General features: G+C 53.9%; 20 protein-coding genes. 14 read left to right on the top strand and 6 right to left on the bottom strand.

Annotation, left to right across the window (positions count from 1 at the left end; all coding sequences use genetic code 11):
- Nucleotides 1–61 precede the first annotated feature (61 nt).
- The 4 genes from METMA_RS0115210 (at nucleotide 62) to METMA_RS0115195 (ending at nucleotide 2927) form a co-directional block, all read left to right on the top strand.
- On the top strand, nucleotides 62–1315 hold the full coding sequence (locus tag METMA_RS0115210; protein WP_020159961.1) for an RNA polymerase sigma factor: 1254 nt from the start codon (nucleotides 62–64) through the stop codon (nucleotides 1313–1315).
- Between the two features lie 82 nt (nucleotides 1316–1397).
- The gene (locus METMA_RS0115205) at nucleotides 1398–1790 is read left to right on the top strand and encodes a YciI family protein (RefSeq protein ID WP_020159960.1); all 393 of its coding nucleotides are present in this window, start codon (nucleotides 1398–1400) and stop codon (nucleotides 1788–1790) included.
- Nucleotides 1791–1902: 112 nt separating this feature from the next.
- Nucleotides 1903–2325 (top strand): YciI family protein, encoded by a 423-nt coding sequence (locus METMA_RS0115200; protein ID WP_020159959.1) that lies wholly within the window; start codon nucleotides 1903–1905, stop codon nucleotides 2323–2325.
- A gap of 137 nt (nucleotides 2326–2462) precedes the next feature.
- Entirely contained in the window at nucleotides 2463–2927 is a 465-nt protein-coding gene (locus tag METMA_RS0115195; RefSeq protein ID WP_020159958.1) for a VOC family protein, read from the top strand.
- 218 nt (nucleotides 2928–3145) lie between these two features.
- Here the strand turns inward: METMA_RS0115195 and METMA_RS0115190 are convergent, their stop codons facing one another.
- From METMA_RS0115190 to METMA_RS0115175, 4 genes are all read right to left on the bottom strand, one after another.
- A complete protein-coding gene (locus METMA_RS0115190) occupies nucleotides 3146–4345 on the bottom strand; it encodes an aminotransferase class V-fold PLP-dependent enzyme (protein ID WP_020159957.1) in 1200 nt (399 codons plus the stop codon).
- Nucleotides 4326–5423 carry a tryptophan 2,3-dioxygenase family protein gene (locus tag METMA_RS0115185; RefSeq protein WP_020159956.1) on the bottom strand — a complete coding sequence of 366 codons (1098 nt, stop codon included), beginning with the start codon at nucleotides 5421–5423 and terminating at the stop codon, nucleotides 4326–4328. Before METMA_RS0115185 ends, METMA_RS0115190 begins: the two co-directional genes overlap by 20 nt.
- A gap of 389 nt (nucleotides 5424–5812) precedes the next feature.
- Nucleotides 5813–6742, bottom strand: coding sequence for a CDF family Co(II)/Ni(II) efflux transporter DmeF (gene dmeF / locus METMA_RS0115180; protein ID WP_027147369.1), 930 nt, complete (start codon nucleotides 6740–6742; stop codon nucleotides 5813–5815).
- A gap of 329 nt (nucleotides 6743–7071) precedes the next feature.
- Complete coding sequence (locus tag METMA_RS0115175) at nucleotides 7072–7935, bottom strand: SIR2 family protein (RefSeq protein WP_020159954.1); 864 nt, start codon at nucleotides 7933–7935, stop codon at nucleotides 7072–7074.
- A 625-nt stretch (nucleotides 7936–8560) separates the two neighbouring features.
- Between METMA_RS0115175 and nifH the strand changes: the two genes are divergently transcribed.
- The 10 genes from nifH (at nucleotide 8561) to METMA_RS0115125 (ending at nucleotide 16356) form a co-directional block, all read left to right on the top strand.
- A complete protein-coding gene (gene nifH / locus METMA_RS0115170) occupies nucleotides 8561–9436 on the top strand; it encodes a nitrogenase iron protein (RefSeq protein ID WP_020159953.1) in 876 nt (291 codons plus the stop codon).
- Between the two features lie 97 nt (nucleotides 9437–9533).
- The gene (gene nifD, locus METMA_RS0115165; RefSeq protein WP_027147368.1) at nucleotides 9534–11018 is read left to right on the top strand and encodes a nitrogenase molybdenum-iron protein alpha chain; all 1485 of its coding nucleotides are present in this window, start codon (nucleotides 9534–9536) and stop codon (nucleotides 11016–11018) included.
- 201 nt (nucleotides 11019–11219) lie between these two features.
- Complete coding sequence (nifK, locus tag METMA_RS0115160; protein WP_020159951.1) at nucleotides 11220–12791, top strand: nitrogenase molybdenum-iron protein subunit beta; 1572 nt, start codon at nucleotides 11220–11222, stop codon at nucleotides 12789–12791.
- A gap of 106 nt (nucleotides 12792–12897) precedes the next feature.
- On the top strand, nucleotides 12898–13116 hold the full coding sequence (gene nifT, locus METMA_RS0115155; RefSeq protein ID WP_020159950.1) for a putative nitrogen fixation protein NifT: 219 nt from the start codon (nucleotides 12898–12900) through the stop codon (nucleotides 13114–13116).
- Between the two features lie 11 nt (nucleotides 13117–13127).
- Nucleotides 13128–13328, top strand: a complete 201-nt coding sequence (locus METMA_RS0115150; protein WP_020159949.1) for a 4Fe-4S binding protein — start codon at nucleotides 13128–13130, stop codon at nucleotides 13326–13328.
- 4 nt (nucleotides 13329–13332) lie between these two features.
- Nucleotides 13333–14028: a dinitrogenase iron-molybdenum cofactor biosynthesis protein gene (locus tag METMA_RS0115145; RefSeq protein ID WP_020159948.1), complete on the top strand. Its 696-nt coding sequence runs from the start codon at nucleotides 13333–13335 to the stop codon at nucleotides 14026–14028.
- A complete protein-coding gene (locus METMA_RS0115140; protein ID WP_020159947.1) occupies nucleotides 14025–14291 on the top strand; it encodes a DUF6129 family protein in 267 nt (88 codons plus the stop codon). Before METMA_RS0115145 ends, METMA_RS0115140 begins: the two co-directional genes overlap by 4 nt.
- A gap of 12 nt (nucleotides 14292–14303) precedes the next feature.
- On the top strand, nucleotides 14304–15080 hold the full coding sequence (locus METMA_RS0115135) for a 4Fe4S-binding leucine-rich repeat protein (protein WP_020159946.1): 777 nt from the start codon (nucleotides 14304–14306) through the stop codon (nucleotides 15078–15080).
- Between the two features lie 2 nt (nucleotides 15081–15082).
- Nucleotides 15083–16054: a hypothetical protein gene (locus METMA_RS0115130; RefSeq protein ID WP_020159945.1), complete on the top strand. Its 972-nt coding sequence runs from the start codon at nucleotides 15083–15085 to the stop codon at nucleotides 16052–16054.
- Between the two features lie 83 nt (nucleotides 16055–16137).
- A complete protein-coding gene (locus METMA_RS0115125) occupies nucleotides 16138–16356 on the top strand; it encodes a Nif11-like leader peptide family natural product precursor (protein ID WP_020159944.1) in 219 nt (72 codons plus the stop codon).
- Between the two features lie 28 nt (nucleotides 16357–16384).
- Here METMA_RS0115125 and METMA_RS0115120 read toward each other — a convergent pair whose 3' ends face one another.
- Complete coding sequence (locus METMA_RS0115120; RefSeq protein WP_020159943.1) at nucleotides 16385–16669, bottom strand: hypothetical protein; 285 nt, start codon at nucleotides 16667–16669, stop codon at nucleotides 16385–16387.
- Nucleotides 16670–17222: 553 nt separating this feature from the next.
- The gene (locus tag METMA_RS0115105; RefSeq protein WP_020159940.1) at nucleotides 17223–17828 is read right to left on the bottom strand and encodes a hypothetical protein; all 606 of its coding nucleotides are present in this window, start codon (nucleotides 17826–17828) and stop codon (nucleotides 17223–17225) included.
- Nucleotides 17829–18073 lie beyond the last annotated feature (245 nt).

Raw genomic sequence — 18073 nt, 5'->3', positions numbered from 1 at the left:
TCAAACCGATACTATATTGACTGTTCGCTCGCCAAAAAGAAGATAAGACCAGGTAGCACCCTTGAGCAAAAATACCGATCCCAACCTGAGCAAAACCCTGGAAGCGGTTTACCGGACCGAGTCGCGGCGCGTACTGGCGACCTTGATTCGCCTGCTGGGAGACTTTGATCTCGCGGAAGAAGCTTTGCACGATGCATTCCGGGCCGCGCTGGAACAGTGGCCGCAAGACGGCGTGCCGGCCAATCCCCGGGCCTGGCTGGTGTCGGCCGGCCGTTTTAAAGCCATCGACAACAGGCGGCGTCATGCCCGCTTCGATACGCTGGATGGCCTTGATGAGCAGGCCGGCATAGCCGTCGACGACGCGGCGGCGAGGCAGAATGAGGGTGTCGAGGATGATCATCTCAGACTGATTTTTATTTGCAGCCACCCGGCTTTAACGTTTGATTCCCGGATTGCTTTAACCCTGCGCGAAGTATGCGGCCTCACGACGGAAGAAATCGCCCGCGCCTTTCTTGTTTCACCCACGACAGTGGCGCAGCGCATCGTGCGCGCCAAGGCGAAAATCCGCGATGCCCGCATTCCGTATGAAGTGCCTGCGCACGAGGCGTTGCCGGACCGGCTGGATGCGGTTCTGCGGGTAATTTATCTGGTATTCAACGAAGGTTATTCGGCCTCTGCCGGCAGCGATCTGACGCGGCATGATCTCTCGGGCGAGGCTATCCGTCTCGGCAGGCTCCTGGCCGAACTCCTGCCGGAGGAGTCGGAAGCAGTCGGCCTGCTGGCGCTGATGCTGCTGCATGACTCGCGCCGCGCCGCCCGCACATCGCCGGAAGGCGATCTGATCCTGCTGGACGAGCAGGACCGCTCGCTTTGGAACCGCGGGCAGATTGCAGAGGGCCTGACACTGGTTATGCGGGCATTCAGATCGAAAAGCATCGGCGTCTACACGCTGCAGTCGGCTATTGCAGCTGTTCATGCGCAGGCTCCCAATACCGGCGAAACCGACTGGCGGGAAATCGTCGGACTTTACGATCTGCTGTTACAGGCAACGTCCTCGCCGGTGGTTGAACTGAATCGTGCGGTGGCGATAGCCATGCGGGACGGCCCGGAAGCGGGCCTTGATCTGATCGATGCCCTGCTTGCACGCGGCGATCTTGCCGACTATCACCTGGCGCATTCGGCGCGAGCGGACATGTGTCGCCGGCTCGGCCGGATGGAACAGGCAAGAACGGCTTACCGGCAAGCCCTCAATCTTGCCCGCCAGGAACCTGAGCGGCGTTTTTTGGCGCGGCGACTGGCCGAGCTGCAAAATTGATCGGCGCATTGTCGATTTCGGGACAGGCCGATCGACTATAGGGTGTCATCAAGTTTTTTCGATTATGAATAAGGAGGCAATCATGAAATATCTATGCCTGGTCTACAGCGAGGAAGAAAAACTGCACGCCTTGCCCGAAAGTCCGAAGGATGAGGAATGTCTGGCTTACGACGTGGCGCTCCGCAAAAGCGGGCATTGTATTGCCTCGGAGGCGCTACAGCCGATCGAAACCGCCACTACCGTGCGGGTTCGCAATGGCAAGGTATCCATTACCGATGGCCCTTTCGCCGAGACCAAGGAGCAACTGGCCGGGTTTTATCTCATCGAGGCCAGGGATTTGAATGAAGCGATCCAGCTTGCTGCGAAGATCCCGCCGGCGCGCGTGGGCAGTATCGAGGTTCGGCCCATCCGGCCGATCCGGGAAATGGTCGAGGCCGGAAGACACCATAACGCAGATATATCGCCCCTGCCGTAAAAATTGTCGATCATCGTGTCGATTTCGCTTCGCCTCATTCGACTAATAGGCAGAACCGCAGTAAAAACGTAAGAAACCCGGTTCAAAACCCATGTCACCAGGAGAATAAACAATGCGATTCATGATTATAGTCAAGGCCACTCAAGACTCTGAAGCCGGCGTTATGCCCGGAGAGAAACTGTTAACCAGCATGGCGAAATTCCACGAGGAACTGGCGGAAGCCGGCATGCTGCTCGATGGATCGGGACTAAAGCCGAGCTCAAACGGGTGGCGCATACAGTATTCCGGAGAAAAGCGCAGTGTAATCGACGGGCCGTTTGCGGAAACCAAGGAGCTGATCGCCGGCTATACGGTGATTCAGGCGAATTCGAGGGCGGAAGCGATCGAGTGGACCTTGCGCTTTCCCAATCCCGTCGGAGATGGCGCTGATGCGGAGATCGAGGTGCGTCAGTTGTTTGAGCTGGATGATTTCGGCGACAGCGAGGTAATCGAATGCTTCCGCACGCTGGAGGAGGCTGAGGCTAGGACCGTATGAGTGTTGGCTTTAAAAATACTGTCGAATTCGCACTTCTCCGTTCGATTATGTGGCGAAGGCTGGACTCAGACAGTCGAATCTGTTCTTAAAAACATCCCGACTTTGAAAACTAAACTGAAACCGGAAGGAGAAAACACATGCCGCAAGTAAACCCTATCCCAGATTGGCTGCGCACGGTAACGCCGCATTTGGTTTGCGCCGGAGCCGCCGAGGCCATTGAATTCTACAAACAGGCATTCAATGCCGTCGAAATGATGCGTCTGTCGGGGCCTCAGGGCAAACTCATCCATGCCTGCATCAGAATTGGCGATTCGGCAATCATGCTGGCCGATGAGTTCCCGGACTGCGGCTCGTTCGGACCCAAGTCGCTCAAAGGTTCGCCGGTCGCCATTCATCTTCAGGTCGAAGACGTGGATGCGCTCTTCGAACAGGCCGTCAGAGCGGGTGCCGCTATCCGGATGCCGGTCGAAGAGATGTTCTGGGGCGATCGCTACGGCTATCTTGAAGATCCGTATGGTCATCACTGGTCGATCGCCACGCATATACGGGATGTGAGTATGGAGGAATTGCAGGAGGCGGCGCTGAAGGCATTCGGCCAATAGTCGTCCATGGTTGTACGAGTGTCGTCCTGGATAGTCGTTGCGGCGATCCAGGATGGCCCGCCGAAGTCAATGCAAAGGGCATCTCAATGGGCTCAGGTCTCGCAATCCAATATTTTTTCGGCGTGGAGTTTATGGCTCAGCATGTCTGCAACCCAATCAGTTCTCGTGAATTAACTGACGTTACGCACAGACAGAGGGTTATGCCGCTCGCCGCGCCATCAGCCATTGACCGCCGATTTCCGAAGCCGCCGGCAAAGCTCAACCACATCGGCTTCATCCTGATAAAGCCCGAACCCGAACCTCAACCGCCTTCCCCTGCGATCGATCAGGATACCGTTACTGTCCAGAATTTGCAGGCACTTTTCGGCGCTTTCCAAGGAACAGGCCTCGTAGGTCAGAAAATGCCCGTGCCAGTCCAGGGCAGGATCAAACAACGGCGTCAGTGACCAGCCCTGGCAGAAGGTTTGTGGCAGATGGTCAAGAAAGGTCTTTTGCAGCCTCACGACATAATCGTGAATGCTTCGCGTGTCGATGCCATCGGACTCGAACAAATCCCAGACGGCGTTAAACCGATAAAAACCGCTCGGGTCCTGCGTCGAGCCCATGAAGGCCATGGCATCGTCCGGGTAACCGACGGTCATACCGGCCGGCCTGGACAGTTGCGCGAACTCGGCATACCAGCCCGTGTCGGCCGGCCGCCAGTGGCCTTTCGGGATGACCATAAAGCCTATGCCCTCGCCGCCCTGACCGTATTTGTAGCCGCCGCCCAGATAGAAAAGCCGCCCCTCCAGACTGGACAGGTTACAGGGAATGGCCGCGAAGCCGTGATAGCCGTCGACGACAAAAAGCGTCGAATCAGGGGCCGCGTCAACCAGCGACGCCATATCGGCATCAGTCAAGGCCGCGCCCGAATCAAAGAAAACCTGGCTCAGAAAAACCAGGTCGTGCCTGTCGGCAAGCGCTGAACGCATGCCGTCCAGGAAAGCGGCTCTCTCCCGAGGAAAATTCGCCGCATCAACCTGATGAATGCTAATTCCGGGAATTTCCATTAATCTGAGAAATTGCCGACGCCAGGAATGAAATTCGCTGGTTGTGGTAAGTATCTTTAAATGTGTCCGGCCCAGGAAAAGCGACAGCAGCCGGACGGAAAGCTCATGAGTGTTCGGTGCCAGGGCGATTTGCCGGGTATCTTTCAGGCCCAGGATTCTCGCGATGTGGCGTTGCGTTTTCGGCAGCGTCTCGGAAAAAATCCTGCCCCATTTTTCATCGCTCAGGCTGGCGCAGTCGTCCCAGCAGGCGATTTGCGCCTCGCGGCTGACATCGGGCCAGAAATGATGGGAATGGGCGCGAAAATGCAGTTTCCCCGCATGGCCTTGCAAAAAACGCCTGTAGTAGCGCTTAGGATTGGAAAGCGTCATAGACGATATCCAGCTGGTCCTTAATGGCCCCGGGCAATGCCGGCGCCATGGATTTGGGCATCAGAAAGGTAGCCAGATTGAACAGGTCCAGAAACGCGCGGTTTCTTTCCGTCGTCAGTTTCAGGTATTCATGCCCCGAAGAGCCGCCGGTTCCGATTTTAATGCCGAGTATCCTGTGCACCATGAGCGCATGGCGAAAGCGCCAGGTCGTGAACTTTTCATCCACCTCGACCAGAGCACTGAGAATTTCAAAAGGCATTTGCAGGGCCGGATAATCGCGGTACAGAAAAATGAACACGGCCGACAGCATCGCTTTCTGCGACAGCCTGATTTTGCCCTGCGCCCGCTGTTCGGCGAATTTATCGGCATTCAGCAGTGTCGCGAAGGTTTCGCGCGTCGTTTCCAGGTTTTTCAGCTCCATCGCCCGCAAGGGCTCGTCCAGGCCCGGATTGTTCAAGATGATCTCATAATCCTGTTTGAGCATCTTATGCACGGCCAGCGAATACTCGCCCCAGAAATCATAGCCTTCAAATTGCGAAAAAGGCATGCGCGCCAGCCACTCCTCCAACAGCTCGAAGATACTGGTGTTGTTTTCCGCCTGTGCCAGCGTTTTCCTGTCTTCCGGTTTGAGGCGGGAATTGATGAACTGCTTTTCAATATCCATCCGGTGTTCAGGCCTGATGCCTAACGCCGCCTCCACCAGACGAAACTGCAGGCTTTGAAAACCGGAAGCCGGCACCAGATAATCCCTGAATTCCATGAAATCCAGCGTGGTCATGGTTTCCATGACCTGAATCTGATCGATCAAAATCTGTTGAATGGTCGTGACTCTTTTCAGGCGGGCATTGATGATGTACAGGTCCGTGGAGGGCACGAACGGCCGGGCCATGATCTGGCGGATGGAATCCAGCTCATGCAGGATCTGCTTGAACCAGAGTTCGTAGGTTTGATGAATCACGATGAACAGCGTCTCGTCGTGAACCTCTTGCCCGTATTTCGCGCTTTCAGGCGCCTGGGCATTCAGGATTTTGGGCAGTTGCAGATAGTCGCCGTAATAAAGCGGGGGATGGATTTTCATAATAGCCTTACCCGTGAATAGGGAATCTCGAACCTCTGGTATCGTTAACGCTTTGGCCGTTGTTTGAACGAATAGGTTCCGGTTTGGGCAATCGTTAACGCAGGGTGCGCAGCGCGCACCTTTTCGGAATCAGACTGAGTCGGCGAATTATGGAAATGGCATGCCTTGCAATGTTATAACACCTGCTAAGGAACGCGCATAAAATAACTTCCTCAAGTGCGCGGAGAATTTCCGGTGTAGGTGCGAATTCATTTATGCCCTATGGGTACTTGTGCCCTTTAGGGTATTCGCACTGTGCGAATGAATTCGCACCTACAATTCCCTGATTTATTTCATGCCCATTACTAAGCGGGGCGTTCCGGGCCAAATCCATTCATCCCGGCAACGCATTATTCCTCGACTATGCAATCATCCCCGTAACATTTATTGACCTCAACGGTAATATGCGACAGCTTGTGGAAATCCTTCAGCAGCGCTTTGTAATATTGCGGGGCTTTAGGCGTGTGCGAGACCACCGATAAAATGATGGCGAAGTGGTTGGGGCCCACACGCCAGATATGCAGGTCTGACACGCGGTTATCGGCGTCGCTTTCTATTTTTTTCTTGACCGCTATTTTATAGCGGGCATCGATGCTTTCATCGATCAGGATCGGGCTGGTCTCTTTCATGAGACCATAGGACCAGCGCACGATAACCAACGCGCCGACCATACCCATGACCGGATCCAGCCAGTTCCACCCGTAATATTTCCCAGATACCAGCGCGATGATGGCCAGCACGGACGTGAGCGCATCGGCCAGCACATGCATATAAGCGGCCTTAAGGTTTTGATCGTGATGATGAGCATGACCATGAGGATGGTGATGATGGTCCCGCAGCAACAAGGCGCTGATCAGGTTGATCATCAAACCGAAAGCCGCGACGGCAATGGCTTCATCGAAGTGGATGATGCGCGGTTCCAGCAGGCGTTCCGTCGACTCGACGATCATCATCAGGGCCACGGCGCCCAATGCAATAGAGCTGGCGAAACCGCCCAGGACCCCTACCTTGCCGGGACTGAAGGCAAAGGTATCGTCATGGGCATGGACGCGGGAATAGCGGTAGGCGATGATCGTAATCATGAAAGCGGCCACGTGCGTGCCCATGTGCCAACCGTCGGCGAGTAGCGCCATCGACCCGAACACCGTGCCGGCCGTAATTTCCACGACCATGGTCAGGAAGGTAAGAACGAGTACCTGTTTGGTCCGTCTTTCGCCTTTTTTATGAATCACTGCAAAATCATGATGATGCTGCAAGAGTTTAAGTGCGCGAGCATGCATGCTGATATACCTGTTTTCTGATAACGACTGAACAACCGGCAATCGCTGCCGGTGATAACGATTAAACCTCACTATGAATTTTTCAGGCATCAGCGTCAAGACCCGCTTGAACGATAAACAGTACCCTTATGATTTATAATCATTAATTTTTAACGATTGGCACGCAAGCCTTAATAAAAAAACGACGCAAGACACAGGGGGACTTCACCCTCTGTGTCTTGCGTCGTTTTGGATACTTAGATAGGCGGATTCGCCCGCGAACGGGGCTATAAAAGAATGAGTGAAAACAACATAAAAGCCTTATTCACTACGAAGATCACGAACGCTTTCTAAGCCGTTTTTTTATAAGGCGCCAGAAAACCGGCCGCATCGAGCAGATCTTCGACACCGGCATCGATAATTTCCAGGCCCATTTTCTTGCAGAAGCGTTTTTCCTTGTCGGTCGGATTCTTGTTTAAAACCCAGCCTTTAGGCTCGGCCGCGGCATACACGATATCGCTCATGACCATGCGCTCGGAATCGCGGTTTAAAGGCATGCCGATCAACAGGTACTGCTTCTGCTTGCGGTACTCCTTAAGGAACTCGGGGATAGCGAAGCCGCCCATCAGTTCGGTGATGTAATCGACATAATCGGCATCCGAAGCAATATAGTTGGCCTCGGGCCTGGGCGTGCCCATCGGCTTGAACAAAATCGGCAAGCGCCGATCGACTTGTTCTTCCGGAATTTCGAAATAATCGCTGCCGTCATAATGGTACAGCTTATAACGGTTCGGCTGGGCCGCGATTCTTGCTATGCCCGTAATCAGCGTATGTTCCTCGTCGGCATAGCTGTCCTGCAACTGAGTATCCCGATTGATATCGATCACATAAGCCGGCCGCCATTCGTTCAGCCAATCATGCAAAGTGGCGCGCGTCCATTCCGTTTCGCCATAAACCTTGGTGAGAAACTGGCCCAGAAAATTCCTGCCCCGTTTCAATTCCTGATTCATGGCCGCCCTGGGAAATTCATACATAAGCTTGGGCGCCATGGGCTGGCCATTGTTCATGGCCAGAATCAGGCTGGTGCTGTCGGCCGGCATCGGCTCGCCGGTTGTTTTATTGGTGGCATCAAAAAGCACGCCGGGGCCTAAATAAGGCACGACTTTATTATCGTAAAGACCGCTTAATATTTCGGAAAATACATCGGAAGACATGGTTAACTCCTTTATGACTGATAGGTATGTCCGTAACTAAAGCAAAAATCACTCCAATTGCCGCCAAACACTCCCGACCTTATAAATAACAATCACTTATTGCCTTCAGGGTTGTTTAATAACGCCTCTGCATTCAATACCGATTGTGCTGTTCCCGACATTTCCGACAAATTGTCCATTTTTCTTTTTTTAATACCAGTCGTTACGTCACAGACAGATGGTTATGCCGGCCCGTTCAGGATTGGTCATTGAATAATGGCCTTGTTTTCTAAATGCGGGTAACGGTGGTACGGGCGATGCCTGCATCGCGATCAAAATCGCCCGGCAAGTCGCGATGTGTACCCTAAAAGGCATAAGGAAACGGCCTTCACCTGAAGGGATATCGGAGCGAAGGCTTCAAGGCTAAATTGCCGCTAAGGCGTCAGCCCGCGCTACAAACGCGCCACTGTGAACAAGCCGACATAAACCCTACAAAATGTCCGTAATACAACGCAGGCACAATCTGCCAAGCACTCGACTTTTTACTGTCAAATCAACAACATATTATTGTTTTTAGCGTTTGGCACGGGCTTTGCTCATTATCTCTTGCGTAACCAACAACAACGTTCTATGTAAGGAGAAAATCATGGCATTACGTCAATGTGCAATTTACGGTAAAGGTGGAATTGGTAAATCCACTACAACACAGAACCTGGTCGCCGCGCTTGCAGAAGCCGGCAACAAAGTGATGATCGTCGGCTGCGACCCGAAAGCCGATTCTACACGCTTGATGCTGCACTCTAAAGCGCAAACAACCATCATGAGTCTGGCGGCTGAAGCCGGCAGCGTTGAAGATCTTGAACTGGAAGATGTATTGAAAGTCGGCTTCGGCGGCGTCAAATGCGTTGAATCAGGCGGCCCTGAGCCCGGCGTCGGCTGTGCCGGCCGCGGTGTAATCACGGCCATTAACTTCCTCGAGGAAGAAGGAGCCTATGATGATGAACTCGATTTCGTTTTTTATGATGTTCTTGGGGATGTTGTGTGTGGCGGCTTTGCCATGCCAATCCGTGAAAACAAGGCGCAGGAAATTTACATCGTTTGCTCGGGCGAAATGATGGCCATGTACGCGGCCAACAACATTGCCAAAGGCATCGTTAAATACGCCAACTCAGGCAGCGTGCGTCTGGCCGGTCTGATCTGCAACTCTCGCAACACGGCTCGTGAAGACGAACTGATCATGGCGCTGGCCGAAAAAATCGGCACGCAGATGATTCACTTCGTACCGCGCGACAACGTTGTGCAACGCGCTGAAATCCGCCGCATGACCGTTATCGAATACGATCCAAAAGCTAAACAAGCCGACGAGTACCGTCAACTGGCGCTGAAAATCCGCGATAACAAAAACCTCGTTATTCCGCAACCGATCTCCATGGATGAACTGGAAGAGTTAATGATGGAATTCGGTCTGATGGACGAAGAAGACGAGTCTATCATCGGCCAAACCGCGGTAGCAGAAGCGTAAAAATCCGTCACGAAATACTGGAGGGCGGTGCCGCCGCTCTCCAGTCCTAAAACTTGTCTGTTGGGGGATTGCCCACGGCATAAGTAGGAGAAACAACATGGCAGCAATGACAAGAGAAGAGACCGAAGCGCTCATACAGGAAGTGCTTGAAGTCTATCCAGAACAAGCGAAGAAAGACCGCGCCAAGCATTTAGCGGTCAACGACCAGTCGCTTGAAAAATCCAACAAATGCATCACCTCGAACCGTAAATCCCAACCTGGCGTCATGACTATCCGCGGTTGTGCTTATGCCGGCTCAAAAGGGGTGGTCTGGGGCCCGATCAAGGATATGATCCACATCTCCCACGGCCCGGTCGGCTGTGGCCAGTATTCGCGCGCCGGCCGTCGTAACTATTACGTCGGCACCACGGGCGTCAATACCTTCGGCACCATGAACTTCACCTCTGATTTCACGGAAAAAGACATCGTGTTCGGCGGCGATAAAAAGCTCGCGAAGATCATGAATGAAATTGAGGAACTGTTCCCGCTCAACAAAGGCATCAGCATTCAGTCGGAATGCCCGATCGGTTTGATCGGCGACGATATTGAAGCGGTCGCCAAAAAAGCTAACAAGGAAATCGGCAAACCCGTTGTTCCAGTGCGTTGCGAAGGATTCCGCGGCGTATCGCAATCATTGGGTCACCATATCGCCAACGACGCCATTCGCGACTGGGTTCTCGACGGTAACGAAGGCAAGGAAACCGGCTATGAAGTCTCCCCTTATGACGTGGCGGTTATCGGCGATTACAACATCGGCGGCGATGCCTGGGCTTCACGCACATTGCTCGAGGAAATGGGCCTGCGCGTTGTCGCTCAATGGTCCGGCGACGGCACCATCGCGGAAATGGAAAACACACCCAAGGTCAAACTGAACCTGATCCATTGCTACCGTTCGATGAACTACATCGCACGGCACATGGAAGAAAAGTACAACATCCCCTGGATCGAGTACAACTTCTTCGGCCCAACCAAAATCGCCGAATCGTTGCGCAGAATTGCCGCGCACTTCGATGAGACCATCCAGGCCGGCGCGGAAAAAGTTATCGCCAAATACCAGGCTGAATACGACGCCGTGATCGCTAAATACAAACCACGTCTGCAAGGCAAGCGCGTCATGCTTTACGTCGGCGGCCTGCGCCCTCGCCACGTGATCGGCGCCTATGAAGACCTGGGCATGGAAGTGGTCGGCACCGGTTATGAATTCGGCCATAACGACGACTATGACCGCACGATCAAGGAAATGGGCAATGCAACGTTGCTCTACGACGATGTCACCGGCTACGAGTTCGAGGAATTCGTCAAGAAAGTACAACCTGACCTGATCGGCTCCGGCATCAAGGAAAAATACATCTTCCAGAAAATGGGCATTCCGTTCCGGCAAATGCACTCCTGGGATTATTCAGGCCCTTACCACGGTTATGACGGCTTCGCCATCTTCGCCCGCGATATGGACATGACCTTGAACAACCCGTGCTGGAAGCAAGTGAAAGTGCCCTGGAAAACAGCGGAAAGCGATGCGGTAGCGGTGGCTGCCAGCGCTTGATACGGAGGTAGGGTAGGCAATGCTCCTCAGGTATTGCCCACCTTATCAACTGGTACGCGATAGCCGCCAGGCCATGGATGCGTACTCTACGGCTGCAAGCGTTTTGACAGCCCAACAATGTTAGCTGGCGGTCAAGTCTCCTCACTTGACCGCCATCCTTCAACACGTCGTCCACAGATTAGTGGCGCGTAGGAGATTATCATGAGTCAAGAAGTCGAAAACATACAACCGAGTTATCCTTTGTTCAGAAACGATGAATACAAGGATAACCTGTCCAACAAGCGCGCGCTCTACGAAGAACGCCATCCACAGGAACAAATTGACGAAGTATTCGAGTGGACGACCACCAAGGAATATCAAGAACTCAATTTCAATCGTGAAGCGCTGACCGTCAACCCCGCAAAAGCCTGCCAACCGCTGGGCGCCGTATTGTGCGCACTCGGCTTTGAGAAAACCATGCCTTACGTGCACGGTTCACAAGGCTGCGTGGCTTATTTCCGCACTTACTTCAACCGCCATTTCAAGGAACCGGTTGCCTGCGTATCCGATTCCATGACCGAAGACGCGGCCGTGTTCGGCGGCCAGAAAAACATGATGGCCGGGCTGGAAAACGCGAAAGCCTTGTACAACCCCGACATCATTGCCGTATCGACCACCTGCATGGCGGAAGTCATCGGTGACGACTTGAACGCCTTCATCAACAACGCCAAAAAAGCCGGCCACGTCGAACAGGATTATCCGACGCCTTTCGCGCACACGCCCAGCTTCGTCGGCAGTCATACCACCGGTTGGGACAACATGTTCGAGGGCATGGCACGCTATTTCACCCTGAACTACATGGATGACAAGCAAGTCGGCTCCAACGGCAAGATCAACCTGGTCCCCGGCTTTGAAACCTATCTGGGCAACTTCCGCGTCATCCACCGTATGATGAAGGAAATGGGCGTCGACTACTCGCTGCTGAGCGACCCTTCCGAAGTGCTCGACACGCCGGCCGACGGCACCTTCCGCATGTACGCGGGCGGCACCACGCAAGATGAAATCAAGGATGCGCCCAACGCCATCGACACCTTGCTGCTGCAACCCTGGCAGTTGGACAAAACCAAAAAGTTCGTTCAAACCATTTGGCATCAGCCGGCTACCGCCATCAACATCCCGATGGGCCTGGAATGGACCGACCAGTTCCTGATGAAAGTCTCCGAACTGACCGGCAAGCCGATCTCTGCTTCACTGGAACTGGAACGCGGCCGTCTGGTTGACATGATGACCGACTCGCATGCCTGGCTGCACGGCAAGAAATTCGCCCTGTACGGCGACGCCGATTTCGTCATGGGCATGACCAAGTTCCTGCTCGAAGTAGGCGCCGAACCAAGCGATGTGCTGTGCAACCATGCCAACAAACGCTGGTTAAAAGCCATGAACAAGATGCTCGCCGAATCACCTTACGGCGTCAACACTCAGGTTCATATCGGCAAGGACTTGTGGCATTTCCGTTCATTGATGTTCACTAACAAACCGGACTTCATGATCGGCAACTCCTACGGCAAGTTCATCCAGCGCGACACCTTCTACAAAGGCGAAGAGCACGAAGTGCCGTTGATCCGCATCGGTTTCCCGATTTTCGACCGTCACCACCTGCACAGAATGACGACGCTGGGTTACGAAGGCGCCATCTACATGTTGACCACGCTGGTGAATGCCGTGCTGGAGCAGCTGGACAAGGAAACCAAAGGCATGGGAACCACGGACTACAACTACGATTTGATCCGTTAATTGTAGGTCGGGTTAGCGTAGCGTAACCCGACAATCCATGCCAATTATTGTGTCGGGTTACGCTACCTACGCTAACCCGACCTACCTAAATTAAACGGAGACTCTGATGCCCAGCGTCATGTTGAAGAAAAACGGAGAAGGCAAACTGGTCTTCTATGTACCCAAAAAAGATCTGGAAGAAGTGGCCGAATCGGTCGAGTTCGACAGCCCCGACAAATGGGGCGGCGAAGTCGTGCTCAGTGACGGCTCGAAATACTACTTCGAGCCGATGGACGTGCCACCTGTCTTTCCTATTACCCTACGTGCAAAACGTATAGATGATTGAGGAGTTTAACCATGGCCTTATATATAGTTGAAGCTGACTGTATTTCCTGCGGCGACTGCGAGCCGGTCTGTCCGACCATGTCCATTTCCGAAGGCGCCGTTGTTTTTAAAATCGATGCCAAAACCTGCACCGAATGCGAAGGCGATTTTGACAAGCCGCAATGCGTCAAAGTCTGCCCGATTGATAACTGCATCCTGCCGCTGACGGCGTAAGACCATGAGCCGGAACGCGATTTCACGGGATCTGGCTTTGCGTATCGGGCTGGCGGCACGCGCCATGCCCGGTACCGACATTAAACGCCTGTTGATCGCACTGACTGCGTTTGCAGGCCAGCCCATTGATGAAGAAAAAATTGCGGCGCTGACCATCGCCGATATGAAGACGCTTTGCGACGGCGAATTATCAGGTTTCGACGACAGCGTGCTGCAACGGGGATTAGCCGCGCTCAAGGGCGTGCCGGCCGAGCCTGAAACCGAAGCCTATGCCGATGGCGATCTGCCAGGTTCCGTGCGCATCGCCTGCGCCAGCGACGACGGCATTCATATCGACGGCCATTTCGGCTCCTGCACCCGCTTCATCATTTACCAGGTCAACGCCGATGAAAGCCGGCTGATCGACCTGCGCGACACAACGATGCCGGACGGTCTCGAAGTCGAGGATAAAAACGTCTTTCGCGCCGGACTGATCAAAGACTGCCAGTTACTGTACGTCGCCTCGGTCGGCGGACCCGCCGCCGCCAAAATCGTCAAGCTTGGCATCCACCCGATCAAGCTGGCCGGACGCGATGAAATCCCTACCGTGATAAACAAACTGCAAGCTGTCCTGGCCGAGACGCCGCCGCCCTGGCTGGCGAAAGCCATGGGTGTGCAAGCCACCGACCGCATTCGATTCGAAAGGAGAGCTAGCGAATGATAACCGTTGAACAAACCCGCGAAATTGCCGAGAAAATTGCCCAAATGGGCGTCGATGAAAGCGCGCTTTCCGCGCTCAGGCAGGAATACCCTGGTGTTCATTTCACTTACTGCATGGATGATGACCTGCCCAATAACGAACCGGTACTGGAGCGTGACGATTTCAATATTTACCTGGTTGACGGGCGCGATCACTGCCTGTGCCTGACCAATAACCATGACGTAGCCACCGGCATCGTCGTCGCCGAAATCATACCCGATTAGCCAGGCCCGCCTATGTCCGACCGCGATACTCCCGTCACGCTTCCGATCGCTGATTGCAGCCTGTGCCCCTTCCGCGGCAAAACGCTGCTCAGGGGCCGCTGCATGCCCGGAGATACCTGCGTGCTTGCCCAGAGCGGCCGGCAGATCGATCGTTTTTTCAGGGTAAACCCCGTTTATGCCGAACATTATCTGCACGACAGATTCTGGGAGCGGCGCGCCATCGCCGTGCGCTATGCACCGCAAAAATCACTGGTCGAACTGATCCATGACGAAGACGAAGTCGTCAGGCGCGCGGTGGCCTATCGCCTGCCCGTCACCCAATTGCATCAGCTGATCGACGACCCGGACCGGGAAGTCAGGATGACCGTCGCCGACCGCATCGCGCCCGAGGACCTGGAAAAAATGGCCGCGGACCCGGACTATATCGTTCGGCTGACCGTCGCCAAAAGACTGCCGCAGGGCCGCCTGTTCCGTTTTATCCGCGATCGAGACCTGCAAGTGCGCAAAATCGTCGCCGAACGTCTGCCCGAAGTCAGCCTGGGGCTGATGGCGAACGACGAAGCCCCGGATGTCCGGCGCATCGTCGCAGAGCGCATGAGCCCCGCCGATGCCGTTATCCTGCTCGAAGATCCCGACTGGGTCGTGCGCTACACGGCTGCCCAGCGCGTGACCCCGGAAGCATTGACCTGCCTGCTGAACGATCCGGAGCCGGACGTCCGGGAGGCCGCGCAACAACGATTAAACCAGTATTCCCAGGCAGCGTGCGGGAATAAGAAACCGGAAGTTTAAGCATGTCCAAGCAACCCCTGCACTTCGACAAACCACAACTGGATGGGCAGCAGCTTGCGAAAATCTGCAAAACCACCCTGCCCGACGACGAATTCCTGCTGGCCAAAATCCAGGCGCTGATTCCGGATTACCCGGTACGCCTGGCAACGATCGGCGAAGAATGGTACCGCCTGGGCGGCATCGTCGATATCACCGGCAAGCGTATTGCCGCCAACCTGATCGAATGGGCCGAGCGCACCTTCATCGAATGCGGCCGGGACCTGCAAACCCTGATTGATCACACACTGGCACAAAACCTGATCGCCACCCGGCAGACCGGCAACACCCTGTACGTCGTCATTCAGACCGGAAGCAAAGCCGAGGATTTCATCCAGCTGGAAATCGACAAAACGTACGAAGTATCCGACCGGTTGCTGGTCAGCCCGCGCAAGCCGCCGGAAGATCTGGAAGAATTTATTGATCCTTTGGAGCCTGAATGGCTGCAGACATTCAGCATTGGTACGGCCCGTTACACTTATCGACGTAAAACCGACGTGCCGGTTTTCATGGATGAAATCAATAAATACCACACCGACGAACACCCGGCCCAGCGTTTCATGCACGACTGGAACCGCAGCAGCGCCGGCCAAAAAGCCGTGTTTTCCGACGACTGGATCATCCGCCCGCGCCAGACTACCGGCCGCTTCGGCGAGCAGATCATCAGCGTGGAAATCTTCAACACCCAGAACAAGAACATCCCCCGGCTGGACGATGTCGCGGGCAAGAAAGGCAGTGCTCTCAACAACACGTTAAAGCGCTTCGACCGACAGGCCGGCTATCCGTTTGCCTGGTTCTTTCACATGCTGAAAGGCCAACTGGTCTCCCCTCGCACCGGCATCGCCGTGTTCCAGGACATCAGCGGCGATTTCGCCTATCTGCCCGCGCGCGATGCCGCCGTGCTCAAAGACTGGATAGAGATGCCTTATAGCGTATAGGCCGGGCTGGAAACAGGAACGATTTTTTATACCGAGTGCTTGCCAGCACTCACAATCATCATCTTCAATAGGAGAAAAACACAATGGCAATTGCAGACATCAAAGCATTTTCAGAAAAGGCGAAAGCTGACCCTGAATTAAAGGACAAGTTACTTGCCTGCATGAAACTGAAGGAAATCCTCAACCTGGCCAAAGAATACGGCTTCGAACTGGATGAAGTGGAACTGTATCCACCCAACGAGCCGCAATTCACGGAAGACCAGCTTTCCGAAAGAATGTGCAAGGCCTTGCTCAGGGTTTAAACGGCAACGGGGCGGCCACTCGGCCGCCCTATCTCCACATCATTCCAAGAAACCGCCATAGTTTGGCGAGCACCGTCAACACCAGGTTTTCTTTAAGAAAGAAACCGAGAATGCCCACCGCAATAGTGAACAGCACCACAAAGCCGAATGGCAGAGGCGGCGTGTATATGCCCAGGGCGTTAAAACCGGCCAGTGCACCCCAGACCAGAATCCCCGTCATGAAAGCCACGACGCCGCTCAGATAAGAAACAGCCAACCGGTCAAATAAACGGGTCGATGAGGCCTCAGGATGAGTTTTACGTTTATCTCGCATCCGCGCGTCTCTCAAAAACAAACAAAGGCAGAACCCATGATAGCGGGAATGACGCTTTAGCGGAACCCGGCATTACAACGTTGAAAGACTGGATTTGAATCCCTGTCCGATGTCGGGCATGTTTTTTATCCCGTTTGGCGCATGCTGCCGGAAAGGCAAACCCGTAGGGTACGCAGTGCGTACCAGACTGTGAAAGAATTAGTGAAAAGCGTCATAAAAAGCCTTATTCACCACGAAGATCACGAAGGACACGAAGAAAAAATAAAATTAATCAATAACTTAAAACTTCGTGTGCTTCGTGTCCTTCGTGGTTAAATCTTTTAAATTGAATACTTTCACAGTCTCGTACCTGTGTTCGAGGCCTGTGATGCACGGGCAGTGTTCTAAAAATAACTTCCTGAAACTGGAATCTTGCATGGGATATGCCGGCCAAAAGCAGGCGCTCCAGGCGGCGCAGCGAAGCGCATCGCCCGCGAACGATGCGCCTCCTGGCGTCGGCACATCTTATGTTAAACAGGGACATTATTGACGACCAAATCCTTGATACATCAGCCTACGGATGCGAAACCGAAACAATCACCGCATTGCCTAAAGAATAAGATAACCGTGGCGTATTGATATCCTTAAGGGTGATATGCCCTGCATTAAAATCCTGCCCTGTAAAGGTTGTAGCCTGCACGCTGGTATCGGTATCCGCTCCGCAACAGGCGATTGCACGGACATGCCCAATGGCGATTTCAGCATTTCGCGTATCGATGGCTTTGGTCCGCACGGAAATATAAGCGTCGGCTGTATCGCTGAAGGCTATGGCTGAACCGCCAATGCTGACTCCGGTTGTGTCCGCGCTGGAAACACCTGTCCCTTCGGCAAATACCAGGCCATCGGACTGCGCGACTGAAACGCCCTTGCCCGCGGTTTGCCAGATGCCTCGCCGGTCGGCAGAGGTCATGACATCCGTTTTTGCCGCCGCATGCGTTAGCCCCGAGGCAAAGGCGTTGGTCATCATCGTTGATGAAACAGCGCCAGCGGTAACAGAATCCAGCATGGCTTCATTGAGAATGACCGGAGAGAGGAAATCGGGAAGGGAAACCGGTGTTTCGGCGTATGCGGAGGAACTTGCGGAAATAAAGGCTAACAATATGGCCCAGGCTTTTCTCATGATGACTCTCCCAATAACATTAATTTTATGTAATTATTCAGCGTATTTAAGCAGGGAAATCAGCTCTAACCGTTAGTCATCAATGCCGGCTGTTTTGTTCAAATCATCACGCGCGGATTCCGCGTTTGCATACTGCACGCCTCTCTGATTTCAGTGGCTTTATCAGGTCGCGTCGGATAAGGGAGGGTCCGTCAATTTATGACGGGTAAATTGCAGGTGTGAATTCATTTATGCTCTCTGGATAC

This window comes from Methylobacter marinus A45, from assembly GCF_000383855.1.
Lineage (GTDB): Bacteria > Pseudomonadota > Gammaproteobacteria > Methylococcales > Methylomonadaceae > Methylobacter > Methylobacter marinus.
Note: the sequence above shows the minus strand (reverse complement) of the source record. Positions and strands in the feature narration are given on the sequence as shown.